General features: G+C 47.2%; 10 protein-coding genes. 6 read left to right on the forward strand and 4 right to left on the reverse strand.

All coding sequences use genetic code 11. The annotated features are described in order from the left end of the window. Nucleotides 1–48: 48 nt before the first annotated feature. Nucleotides 49–798 carry a class I SAM-dependent methyltransferase gene (locus V5J77_RS07870; protein ID WP_338555226.1) on the forward strand — a complete coding sequence of 250 codons (750 nt, stop codon included), beginning with the start codon at nucleotides 49–51 and terminating at the stop codon, nucleotides 796–798. Next, nucleotides 798–1,787 carry an MBL fold metallo-hydrolase gene (locus V5J77_RS07875; RefSeq protein ID WP_338555227.1) on the forward strand — a complete coding sequence of 330 codons (990 nt, stop codon included), beginning with the start codon at nucleotides 798–800 and terminating at the stop codon, nucleotides 1,785–1,787. The genes V5J77_RS07870 and V5J77_RS07875 overlap by 1 nt, the downstream gene beginning before the upstream one ends. Here the strand turns inward: V5J77_RS07875 and V5J77_RS07880 are convergent. Beyond that, entirely contained in the window at nucleotides 1,772–3,598 is a 1,827-nt protein-coding gene (locus tag V5J77_RS07880) for an APC family permease (protein WP_338555228.1), read from the reverse strand. The genes V5J77_RS07875 and V5J77_RS07880 overlap by 16 nt on opposite strands. Nucleotides 3,599–4,153: 555 nt before the next feature. After that, nucleotides 4,154–4,693: a phosphatidylglycerophosphatase A gene (locus V5J77_RS07885; protein WP_338555229.1), complete on the reverse strand. Its 540-nt coding sequence runs from the start codon at nucleotides 4,691–4,693 to the stop codon at nucleotides 4,154–4,156. 139 nt (nucleotides 4,694–4,832) lie between these two features. On the opposite strand from V5J77_RS07885, the gene V5J77_RS07890 reads away from it, so the two are divergent. The 3 genes from V5J77_RS07890 (at nucleotide 4,833) to rdgB (ending at nucleotide 7,441) form a co-directional block, all read left to right on the forward strand. Continuing rightward, nucleotides 4,833–5,894 (forward strand): GerMN domain-containing protein, encoded by a 1,062-nt coding sequence (locus tag V5J77_RS07890; protein WP_338555230.1) that lies wholly within the window; start codon nucleotides 4,833–4,835, stop codon nucleotides 5,892–5,894. Between the two features lie 165 nt (nucleotides 5,895–6,059). Beyond that, nucleotides 6,060–6,809 carry a ribonuclease PH gene (gene rph, locus V5J77_RS07895; protein WP_338555231.1) on the forward strand — a complete coding sequence of 250 codons (750 nt, stop codon included), beginning with the start codon at nucleotides 6,060–6,062 and terminating at the stop codon, nucleotides 6,807–6,809. After that, nucleotides 6,809–7,441, forward strand: coding sequence for an RdgB/HAM1 family non-canonical purine NTP pyrophosphatase (rdgB, locus tag V5J77_RS07900; RefSeq protein ID WP_338556635.1), 633 nt, complete (start codon nucleotides 6,809–6,811; stop codon nucleotides 7,439–7,441). The genes rph and rdgB overlap by 1 nt, the downstream gene beginning before the upstream one ends. A 228-nt stretch (nucleotides 7,442–7,669) precedes the next feature. Here the strand turns inward: rdgB and V5J77_RS07905 are convergent, their stop codons facing one another. Together V5J77_RS07905 and asnB are read right to left on the reverse strand one after the other, a co-directional pair. Continuing rightward, on the reverse strand, nucleotides 7,670–8,671 hold the full coding sequence (locus tag V5J77_RS07905) for a hypothetical protein (RefSeq protein ID WP_338555232.1): 1,002 nt from the start codon (nucleotides 8,669–8,671) through the stop codon (nucleotides 7,670–7,672). A gap of 197 nt (nucleotides 8,672–8,868) precedes the next feature. Then, entirely contained in the window at nucleotides 8,869–10,716 is a 1,848-nt protein-coding gene (gene asnB, locus V5J77_RS07910) for an asparagine synthase (glutamine-hydrolyzing) (protein ID WP_338555233.1), read from the reverse strand. A gap of 391 nt (nucleotides 10,717–11,107) precedes the next feature. On the opposite strand from asnB, the gene V5J77_RS07915 reads away from it, so the two are divergent. After that, on the forward strand, nucleotides 11,108–12,367 hold the full coding sequence (locus V5J77_RS07915; protein ID WP_338555234.1) for a TraB/GumN family protein: 1,260 nt from the start codon (nucleotides 11,108–11,110) through the stop codon (nucleotides 12,365–12,367). Nucleotides 12,368–12,522 lie beyond the last annotated feature (155 nt).

Below are 12,522 nucleotides of genomic sequence, written 5' to 3' on the forward strand. Positions count from 1 at the left end.
TACAATGAAGGGATGAGAAAAGAATTGCTAGGGTAGAGGAGAATACATATGTCCAACTGGTTCGAGCAGAGTTTCGGAAATGATTATATGGTTGTTTATAAGCATCGGGATTGGGATAATGCCTATAAGGAAGTGCAATTGATGGCGCAGTGGCTCCAGCTGCCGGCTAAAGCAAAAGTGCTGGATATTGGCTGCGGCATGGGGCGTCATGCTTTGGCACTTGCGGATTTCGGCTACGAGGTCACAGGGATGGATTTATCAGAGCCGCTGCTTAGCGAAGCAAGAAAGCATGATACGTTGCAGCGCGTAACTTGGGTGCAGGGCGACATGCGTCAGCTCCCTTTCGAATCGGGGACGTTTGAGGGGACGGTTAATTTATTTACGTCGTTTGGCTATTTTGCAGATGAACAAGAGAACGTGCAGGTGTTGCGAGAAATTCGCCGCATGCTGAAGCCAAACGCGCCATTTTTAATTGATTTTCTAAATCCGGCTTATGTCGAGCGCAATCTCGTTGCAGCATCGGAGCGCAAAGATGCAGAGACAGGCTGGGTCATTCGCGAGCGGCGTAAAATTGAGGATGGCTGGGTCAAAAAGCATATCGAAATTGCTGTAAGCAGCAATGAGGCGGACAATCGCCATTATGATGAGCAGGTTCGCCTGTATTCGCTCACATGGTTTGAGCAGGCTTTCGCCGACGCAGGCCTTGTGCTGGAGAAAACGTTCGGCAATGTCGATGGCTCAGCCTTTGATGAGTTGAACTCCCCGCGTCTCATTATGCTTGGAAGGGCTCTTGCGTAATGGCGGCTCAAGCGGTGCAATGGGAGCATGGACTGCTGCAAGTAAAGCTTCCGCTGCCCTTTGCACTAAAAACGATGAACAGCTACGTATTTACTGAGCCTGCGGGAGGTTACACGCTTATCGATCCCGGTCTGCGAACGGAGGAGACGCTCACAGCATGGGAAGAGGTGTTTGCGGACCATTCATTTGCGCCGGAGCAAATTTCGCGCATCGTTCTCACGCATCATCATCCCGATCATTACGGCTTGGCGGGTTATTTTGCCGAGCTAAGCGGTGCGCCAGTATTGATGTCAAGGCGCGCCCATAACTATGCCAAACGGTTATGGGGAGAGGGCAGCACGATGACAGAGGAGTTTGCTGATTTATTTGCGTTGCATGGCATGCCGCAGCATCATATAGATGAAATTAAAAGCAACTTTAGCAGCTTTCATGACAAGGTTTCGCCGCAGCCGAAGCAAGAGCAAATCATTTATATTGAGGCTGGAGAGACGCTGGAGCTTGGCGGTTCACAGTGGGAGCTGCTAGATGCGCCAGGACATGCCTATGGCCAGCTCTGCTTTTATGAAACAAATAAACAATGGATCATTTGTGGCGACCAGGTTCTGCCGCGCATAACCCCCAATATTAGCATCATGCCAGGTGAGGGGATAAATCCGCTTGGCGATTTTCTGGCAAGTCTGGACCGTCTAAGCGAATACAAGGTGAAGCGCGCTTTTCCCGGTCATTATGATTCATTCACTACGTTTACCAGTCGGATCGCCGAAATCAAGCAGCATCATATGCAGCGGCTGGAGCAAATGCAAATGATGCTGCAGGAGCCGCTCACGGGCTTTGAGGTATGTGAACGATCTTTCGGTGCACGGGTAAAGCAAAGCCCGCATCAGCACCGCTTTGCAATGGCCGAGACACTTGCCCATTTGTATGAGCTGGAACTGTCAGGCAGCATATCGCGAACGGAGCGTGCGGGCATCATTTATTTTTTCAAATGATAGGGAACGGTCGTTACGACGACGTTTTTGCGGTGCAGCAGCAGGGCGCGAATCATAAAGCTAGTTTGGTTGTGTAAAATATTATGCCAGCCGCGTTTCGGAATAAATTGCGGAATAATGACCGTCACGCGGTAGCTCGACTGGCTTGCCTTGCGTTCCACCGTATCAATAAATTTCAGCAGCGGCTGCATGACGGAACGATATGGCGAATGCAGCACAACTAGCCGTATGTCCGGCTGCCACTCCTTCCATTTTTTCTCGAACGCCTCGCCTTCCTCTCGCTCAAACGGCACATAAACCGCAATAATTTGATTCACTGACAATGACTTCGCATAGGCAATGGAATTATCAACGACATGTGTCATGCCGGCTACAGGCAAAATCAATACATTGCCATCAATAACCATGGCAGGCTCGCAGGTTGTGAGCCGCAGTTGCTCGCCGACGGCGTTATAGTGCCTTTTAATACGATGAAATATAAAAATAATAATCGGGAGAAACACGAGCACAGGCCATACTTGAGCGAACTTGGTCAAGAAGAACATCATCGTCACAATAAAACTAATGAGCGCTCCTGCCGAATTAATAAGCAGCTTCAAGGCCCAGCCCTTCGGCTTCTGGCGTACCCATTTTACGATCATTCCCGTCTGGGAGAGCGTAAATGGAATGAACACACCGACTGCATAAAGCGGAATTAAATGCTCGGTCTGACCGCCAAAGGCAATAATTAATAGGATGGACAGCACGCCAAGGCTGATAATGCCGTTGGAATAGCCAAGGCGGTCGCCTCTGACTGTAAACATCCGCGGAATAAACTTGTCTTTTGCTAAATTCACTGCCAGCAGCGGGAAGGCCGAATAGCCAGTGTTGGCTGCCAAAATTAAAATCAGCGCGGTTGTACCCTGAATGAAGAAATACATAAAATGCCGTCCAAAAGTATGCTCAGCAATTTGAGAAACAACCGTTACTTCTGCCGCCGGTTTAATGCCGTAAAAATAAGCAAGAAACACAATGCCAGAGAAGAGAATCGCCAGCAAAATACCCATTAATGCAAGCGTCTTTGCAGCATTGCGGGGAGCCGGGTCGCGAAAGTTCGGTATCGCATTGGAAATGGCCTCTACCCCTGTAAGCGCGGAGCTGCCGGAAGCAAAGGCACGCAGCAGCAGGAACAAGCTAACGCCTGCTACTGGCGTGCCAATCGGCGTATGCAGCTCAGGCGGTACTTGGCCAGTGACAATGTTGTAAATACCTGCGCCAATTAAAATAAACAGAGCAAGGACGAATAAATACACCGGATAAGCGAGAATGGAGGCTGACTCGGTTACGCCACGCAAATTCAATATCGTAATTAAAATGACGAAAATAACAGCAATCAACACATTATGCTCATGTAGGCTGGGAAATGCTGATGTAATCGCATCGGTTCCAGCAGAGACGCTGACGGCTACCGTCAATATGTAGTCTACAAGCAAGGAGCCGCCTGAAATTAATCCAGGGAAAATACCGAGATTTTCTTTGGAAACGACATACGCGCCCCCGCCTTGCGGGTAGGCAAATATAATTTGCCGATAAGACAGGATAAGCGCCAGCAGCAAGATGAGCACGAATGCGGCAATAGGGATGGAATACCAGAATGCAGCAGCACTTACCGTTATTAGCACAAGCAAAATTTGTTCGGGTCCATAAGCAACGGAGGAGAGAGCATCCGACGAAAGGATGGCCAGCGCTTTCAGCTTGATCAGCTTCTGATCGCCCAATTCATTGGATTTGAGCGGCCGTCCGATTAAAAGCCGTTTTAATAAAGTCATCATTTCAGGTCACCGCCAGCTGTTAGTCGTAAAAATGTAAGGCCGTTTTGCAAAGCACGTTATTGCTACTATTTCCTGTTGCAAGTTATTTCACCATGGAAAAAAAAGCTGCATAATCTCTCCGCATGATCATAGTCCTCCAGCAGACGGTTTGTAAAATCTCGTTTTCAGCTGAAAAGAGGCGGAAAGCTTCCCTTTTGACCATGTAAGCGATTACAGTTGAATGCGGTTTAGCGGCGCGAGGTGTAGCTTGCGCAAGGCATGATTATTGCTTTATTTTCAAAAATTATGATTTGAAATCTTCCCGCCGGCTGCTCTTTTATTTGCTTTGAGACGTTATCCCCTCAGCTCAGAAAAGTGAAGCAGCATCGGCAAGCCCAAATTCTGAGCTAAGGGGATAACAGCGTAAAGTAAAAAATAAAGCGGACATCATTTCATGGGAAAGGCTGTAAAACTGAAATGAGAATGTACATTTGCTCTAAAACGGGCTAGTCGATCGGCATAAAACAGGCGCCGCATCTTGATAAGATGCGGCGCCTGTTCGTTTAATATCCGATTTTAATCGAGCGGGGGATTAGTTGATTCTTCACGCTCCGCCTGCTTCCGATGAGCAATTCGGCTTGCGGCTGAGGCCGCAATAGCACCGATTATATCGTCAAGGAAGGTGTGAACTTCACCGCTCGTTTTATCATTAAGCCTTTTCAAAATGCCGGGCTTCAGCTTGTCAATATAACCAAAGTTGGTGAAGCCGATGCTTCCATATACATTGACGATGGACAGGGCGAGAATTTCATCGCAGCCGTACAATCCTTCATCGTTTCTGATCATTTCCTGAAGCGGCGGCAGCAGCTTGCCTTCCTCGGCCAGCATATCGAGCTGGATGCCAGTGAGCACTGCATTTTGCACCTCGCGCTTGGATAGAACGGCGTCAACATTTACAATGCATTCATCAATCGTAAGCTCAGGAAAATAATCCTTTTGCAAAAAATGCACGAGCTGGGCCACGGCGATCTTCGAAATACCGCGCTTAACAAGCCATTCCTCCGTCGCCTCGGCAACTTTGCGGCTGTTCAAGCTGTATGGCTGTGGTGTTGTCATCTCGGTGTCCCCCTTATTGGATGTAATTTTGTGGACAAAACTGGTCTAAAACGGGGAAGGGCTCGTATACATATTACTACAAAATGAGAGATGTACAAAGCCGCATGCGGCAAAAATCACTAGAGGAGGAAAAAATAAAATGGTTCAAACGAAATGGATTCGCCTTGCCGCGATAAGCGGTGTTATGGTTGTGCCTCTGCTGACCGCAGGGTGCGGGCTTTTTTCAACGGAGACAAGCAAGGAAATTGACCCGCCTCAGACAGAATCAACCAACGTCATTGACGGTACGAATACAGGACAGACAAGCAGCGTAAAGCCGCAAGGGGAAGAAACGCAATTGACCGTCTATTTGGAGGACAAAAACGGGTATCTTGCACCAATCTCGCTGCTTACGACGCTTGGCGGCAAAGAAGCAGCCGGGCAGAAGGCGCTGGAAATGATGGTCGATGGCGGCGCTTATGCGAGCCAGCTGCCGGAAGATTTTCAGGCGGTGATTCCAAAGGGTACTCAAATTAAGTCCTATCATGTTGATCCTCAGATGAAGCTGGCGACAGTAGAGTTTTCCGCTCCCTTTGCAGATTATACGGCAACGAAAGAGCGGGAAATCGTTGAAGCGATTACGTGGACGCTGACGGCGATGACTGGAATCGAAAAGGTGGAGCTCTGGTACGAGGGAAGCAAGCTGAGCGAAATGCCGGTTGATGGTTTCCCGCTGGATCGTCCGCTTACTCGCTCAGTCGGCATTAATTTGGAGACGGCGGATGGCGTCAGCTCGGCCTATTCAACACCAGTAACGCTGTATTTCTCCTCACAAACGTCCAATGAAGAGCAATATTATGTCCCCGTTACAAGGCTGATTGCAAGGCCTGAATCGACGGTTAAAGCAGCGGTGGAGGAGTTGATAGCAGGCCCCCTTAACCGCAAACAGCTGAATGGTGTGATGACAAATGACGTTCAGGTTACAAGCATCGAGTTAAAGGATGATACCGTAACGGTGGATCTTCAGGATACCGCATATGAGAGCGGCCAAAATGCTCCAGCTGAAATGCTGCAGGCTGTTGTCCTATCTGTGACGGAGAATACAGGGGCGGCCAAAGTTCAAATTCGGTTGAATGGTGAGGCGAACGTTGTGGATGATCAAAATACTTCTTACAGTGAGCCAGTCGGCAGACCGCATCATGTGAATGCGATGAAGTCATAGAATTATCATTGATGGCTTCAGGGCAAGGAGAGTGCGCAGAGGGCGTATATGCAGAGGGAGAGGGCGTATATGCGCCCTCTTTTTGCGGTTTCGGATGCTTTTCTAGTTTTACTTTGGTAATATGGTTAGTATTGTGTTGAAACATAGCTAGGAGGCTGCATGACGATGAGAACAGATGGACGTCAAACAAATGAGCTGCGCCCGGTTAAAATTACGGCCGGCGTAAATAAATATGCGGAAGGATCCGTCCTGATTGAGGTCGGAGAAACGAAAGTGATTTGTACAGCAAGCGTGGAGGAGCGTGTGCCTCCTTTTATGAAAAATCAGGGAAAAGGCTGGATTACGGCGGAATATTCGATGCTTCCCAGAGCAACTCATTCGCGCAATCATCGGGAATCCGCTAAAGGAAAGCTGACAGGCCGTACGATGGAAATTCAACGTCTCATTGGCAGAGCTTTGCGATCTGTCGTGGATTTGCAGGCGCTTGGGGAACGAACGATTACGCTGGACTGCGACGTTATTCAAGCAGATGGAGGTACGCGCACGACCTCGATTACTGGCGCCTTTCTCGCGCTTTGTTTGGCAGTAAATAAATTATCCACAAACGTTACGTTTACAAAATATCCGATAACGGATTATTTGGCTTCTGTGAGCGTTGGTGTTATTCAGGATCAGTCGATGCTTGACCTTGCTTATGACGAGGACTCTAAGGCGAAGGTGGACATGAACGTCGTAATGACGGGAAGCGGTCAATTTGTAGAGCTTCAAGGTACAGGGGAGGATGCTCCATTTTCACGCAAGGAGCTCAGTGAGCTTCTAGAGCTGGCAGAAGGCGGCATCGCTGAGCTGATTGCTAAGCAGCGCGAGGTGCTTGGAGAGGCAGCGGGGCTGATCGGAGGGGGAGCAGAAAAATGATGGAGCTGAGCAGCGAGATCATTCTAATTGCTACAAAAAATGAGGGCAAGGTCAAGGAATTTGCCCACGCCTTCGCCAAGCTTGGCAAGCGTGTTGTCAGCCTGAACGAATATCCGGATTTTGCGGATATTGTGGAGGATGGCGATACCTTCGCGGCGAATGCGCGAATTAAGGCGAAGGCGGCGGGCGATGCGTTTCAGGTGCCAGTGCTCGCTGATGATTCCGGCCTGAGCGTAGCGGCGCTTGCTGGTGCCCCAGGTGTTTATTCGGCCAGATATTCTGGCGAAGGGGCTACGGACAGCTCCAATAATGCAAAGCTGCTTGCGGAGCTGAACCGTTTGGCGCAGCCAGATGCGGCTGAGGCGCTGGAGGATGGCACAAGGCTGCTGAGCCGTGCCCAATTTGTATGTGTGCTGGCGCTGTATGATCCAGCGACTGGCGAGTTTATGGAGGCCGAGGGAACGGTTGACGGCTTTATTATGGACAAGCCGCGTGGTGATGGCGGTTTTGGCTATGACCCGCTGTTCTGGCTGCCAACGCTTGCTCGCGGTATGGCGCAGCTGTCCAAGGAGGAGAAGCAGCAAATTAGCCATCGCGGCAATGCGCTTAAGGAGCTGCTTCACAACTTATAGGCTTTAGCAAGCGAATACACACTTCATTTGAGTTGCGTGAGCAGATAGTATCGACTTAGGGACAACATGGCTATAAATTTTTAAAAAATTGGGGCTACCTCTTGGGCTAATTTTCACCTTCGAGTTGCCCCCAGTTGCTTATCGGCAATTATCAAACATATGTCCATTGACTGGAGCGGTTGGTACAAGTAATTGTTAGTCTACGAACGTTCTATTATCAAAAATTTTCTAAGATGGAGATGTTTCTTTTGTTTTGATTACCTCAAGATAAGAGCCCAATATCCAAGTGAGAAAACCTGCCAAACACCAATAAAAAACTGCCCATATAGAAAATTGCCAAAGAATAAGCCATGTTGCAAAAACGATCTCGCATACAATAATCCCAAATGCGTTTCCATGCTCCCGCAAGTGTTTATATGCTTCGATATAGTCAGATACCTCCGTAGTCAAATCTTGGTTTTTAATATATTTTGACGTCTTTGATATTGAAATTTCCTTTTTAATTCTTTGATTTCCTTCTGATTTTCTGAATTTACTCAATCTTTCATAAAACTTATTTATAGGTCTTAAACTTATGAAGAGCATAATAAATAGTGATAAGATAATTAGAGCACTAAAAAAATGTATATTTGATATAGTGTTAATTGAATAAATCCAAACTGTGACTAACAAGAATAGTGCAAAGAAGATCCAAAAAATAACCATAAAAGTTCTTTCCTCTTTTTTAAACCACACTCCAAAAAACATGTATCTAAGTCCATGTAAAACCAAGATGATCATACTTGAAAAGTACATATATAAAAAGCCGGACACAGCGATAATAATGGCTGCTAGGATGGGAAAGCCTGTCTGCGTTAATTCAAGCTTTGCATTTTTATCTTTGTCTAGTGGTAGAGGAATACCTAATTGATCAAGATAGAAGTAGACGTCTTCCGATTTTAATTCGTATGTAGTTTGAAACAACAAATTGTTAAGGCTCCCTCTAATCTTATATTTATCCTCAAGGAGCTTTACAAGTTCAAGGGTATTTCCTTCATCAAGGTAGCCCTGTGCTTTATTTTTCTTAGCTTTATCATCGAATTTCTCCAGTAAAGCGTCAGGATTTCTCATGAATGCCGCAGTAATTTGATCATTAAAATTAATAACGAGAAAAAATAAAATAACGATGCCAAATATGGTTCCTAAAAGGTAGCGAATTAAGTAAAATTCCCAGAAGCGATTGCCTCCCATGCTTGTCCCCACTTTTCTCTATCTGTATTGTATTTCAAAATAAAAAGTTCAATATTATTATAAATCAGACATCCTAATTTTGGTATTATTTTTTGGGTATACAAAAATAACGCCTATTCGCTTTTTCCAGACAGACTGTAATAGCCTTTAGGAAACAACAGCGATAAGGCGTTATTTTAATTAAGCTCGGCTTTCAATTATTTAATGCTAATGCTATACTCCTTCAGCCAAAGGTTCATTTGATACAAATAGGCGAACAGCTGGGGGCCGGACATTAATTGACCGAACCATGGAATATTGGAGCTGGCGTCAGCAGACTCAGCGAGCTCGCGAACTTTTTTCACATCAATGAGCGGCAGCAGCGGGGAAGAGGAATCATTTAATACGTCAAGCAGCAGCCCTTTGACAGCGGCCAAGTAATTCGGATTATGCGTCTTCGGATAGGGGCTTTTTTTGCGTGTCAGCACATCATCAGGCAATACGCCGCGGAGCGCCTTGCGTAAAATGCCTTTTTCGCGGTCGCCGGATGTTTTTATATCCCACGGAATATTCCATACATACTGCACGAGCCGGTGGTCGCAAAATGGAACGCGCACTTCAAGTCCCGCAGCCATGCTCATTCGGTCCTTGCGGTCCAGCAGCGTTGGCATAAAGCGGGTAATGTTGAGGTATGACATTTGCCTCATTTTGCGAACAGCTGCGCTTTCGCCGTCCAGATGCGGCACTTCTGCAACCGCTTGGGCATAACGGTCACCGATGTAGTCAAGCGGCTTAATCCATTTTTCGACATCCGGAGCGAGCAGACTGGCGCGCATATCAGAGGCGAGCGACCATGGAAAGGTGGACGCGTTCAGTGCATCCTCGCGATGGAACCATGGATAACCGCCAAAAATCTCATCTGCCGCTTCACCGGAAATGGCAACAGTCGCTTCTTTTTTGATTTCACGGCAAAACAAAAGCAGCGAAGCATCGACGTCCGCCATGCCTGGCAGGTCACGGGCGAAGGTGGCATCGCGCAAAGCGGCTACCAGCTCTGGCGTATCAAACTGCACCGGGTGATGGATGGTATCAAGGTAGGTGGTCATCCGCTCGATCCACGGGGCATCGCTATTCGGCTGAAAGGCATGAGCCTTAAAATGCTTGGCATTATCGGCATAATCGACCGAAAACGTATGAACGCTTCCTTGCCCTGTCTGCTCATAATATCGCACCGCAAGCGTCGTCAAGGCGCTCGAGTCCAGCCCGCCAGATAGCAAGGTGCACACCGGGACATCCGACACGAGCTGGCGCTCGGTCGTATCACGAAGCAGGTCGCGAACATGCTCGGCCGTTTCTTGTACATTTTCCGTATGGGGCGAGCTTTCGAGGCTCCAATATTTTGTTGTTCGGGTCCCCGCTTGAGACACCGTCATGCACTCTGCCGGCAGCAGCTCGGTAATATGCTTATAGACGCCTTGCCCTGGCGTTCTTGCAGGTCCAAGTATAAACAGCTCGGCAAGCCCTTCTGCGCCAACCTCCGGCAGTACGTCAGGATGGGCCAAAATCGCCTTTGGTTCTGATCCGAACAAAAACAGCCCGTTTGCCTGACTAATAAACAAGGGTTTGACGCCAAGTCTATCACGGGCCAAAAAAAGCTCCTGCTCCTCCACATTCCATATCGCAAAGGCGAAAATGCCATTAAAGCGTTCTACGCAAGCTTTTCCCCATTCCATAAAAGAATGGAGCAGCACTTCTGTATCGCATGTCGTTGTAAATTTACTTCCAGCGGCCTCCAATTCCTTGCGCAGCTCTCCTGCATTGTATAACTCGCCATTGTAGACGATGACGAATAAATCATCATCCTCAGTGCGACGAATCATCGGCTGGGCGCCATTTTCCGGATCAATAACACTAAGCCGCCGGTGTCCAAGCGCACAATGCGCTGATATCCATGTGCCTGAAGCGTCAGGGCCGCGAAGCTCAAGTGTTTTTGTCATTTTTTCCAATATGCTGCTGTCTTGGGTCAGATCGCGCGTCCAATCAATCCAGCCGGTTATTCCACACATTGCCCTCATCCCTCTCTTTGCAGGACTCCAGTCGCGATAATAATAGTCATATGCTGAAAAAAGGCATAAAATGTCTGTCCATCTAGGGAAGCTAGGAGTGGCGGCGCGGCAAGCAGCTATGTTTATGGCATTCATTCGGAAGGAAGGGTCAGCTTGCAAATGAGAAAAGGCGATGATGTTAGCTAACTACAAGCTGAGCGAAGGCAGGTATTGAAACCGGTGGATGAAGAGGGTAAACTTACCAAGAGAGATTGAATGATTGCATATATCCATGCAGCAAAGCGCACGGTCGTGGCAGCTTTGCTGCCGTTTGTTTGAAGAATATGAAGGGGGGTGTTATTAAAACGAGCAAGCAGCATTCTTCTCTACTACTGAATTTTAAGGAGTTCAAATGAAAAAAATTAGTGCTTTACTCATGTCATTATTTGTAGCTTTCTCCCTGTTTACTCCTGTACATGCGGCTGAGAAGCCAATAAGCGTCGTTATTAATGGCAGTGAAGTCAAGTTTGACAACTTTGAGCCTGTTATTGAAAAGGGCAGCACGCTCGTACCGATGCGTCCGATTTTGGAAGAGCTTGATGCAAAGGTCGTATGGAACAAAAGCACGCAAACGGTAACCGCTACCAAAGAAGGCGTAGATTTGTCGCTGCAAATTGGCAACAAAACGGCTACGGTCAACGGCGAGGAAAAACAGCTTGAGGTAGCTCCAAAAACAATCAAAAACGTAACCTACATTCCGCTTCGCTTCATTGGCGAGGCAACTGGCTATCAAGTAGACTGGAGCAAGGCGCTTCGCACGATTACCTTTACAGTTAAGGTTAATGCTGAAGGCAGCAAAGGCTTCTTGTGGAAAACAGAAAAAAACGGCAATACAGTCTATCTGCTTGGCTCTATTCATGTGGCCAAGGACAGCATGTATCCGCTTCGTCCAGAAATTGAAGAGGCATTCAAAACAGCACAGCATCTGGCGGTAGAGGTTGATTTGACAAAGCTTGATTCTGCAGCCTTGCAGGCTTATGCAAACAAGCTGGGCACTTACACGGATGGCACGACGCTCAAGGATCATATTTCGGCAGAGGCCTATGCAAAAGTTACAGCTCTGTTGAAAGCAAACAAAATGCCGGAAAATACCTTCGATCCTTATAAGCCTTGGATCGTATCACAAACCATTACTGCAATGAGTATGCAAGGCACCGGTTACAATACTAGCAATGGCGTAGATCTTTATTTCTTAGAGAAAGCCAACAAAGCGAATGTTCCTGTCATTTCTCTTGAGACAGCAGAGGGCCAACTGTCCATGTTTGAGAGCTTCTCAAAAGAATTGCAGGAGAAGCAGTTGGTTCAAACTATTGAGGCAGTAAGCCAGCCGGCAGCTTCGGAGCCTACAGGTATGGATGCTTTAAGCGATATGTGGGTAAGCGGCAGCGATGATGCACTCGTTGCAATGACAGCAGAAGTTGAAAAAGAGCCTGAATATTACAAGGCTTTAATTAAAGACCGTAATATAGGCATGACGGATCAAGTAAAAGGATTTTTGAACGGCACTGATAAATCGACCTATTTTGTAGTTGTAGGGGCATTGCATATGCTAGGTCCTGACGGTATTGTGACGATGCTTGAGAAAGATGGCTTTACCGTTGAAAGACAGTAGTAAATCGTTGCTATAATCAAATAATTTAGAAATTAAAGACGCCATTTCTCCCGTTAATTGGGGAAGAAGTGGAGTCTTTTCTTTTTGAAAGCGGATAATGAATGCTATAATTCGTAAAATTTATTTTTTTTAAAAAAATAATCTTTTACTTGAGT

Origin of the sequence: Paenibacillus sp. KS-LC4 (assembly GCF_036894955.1) — a bacterium.
GTDB lineage: Bacteria > Bacillota > Bacilli > Paenibacillales > Paenibacillaceae > Pristimantibacillus.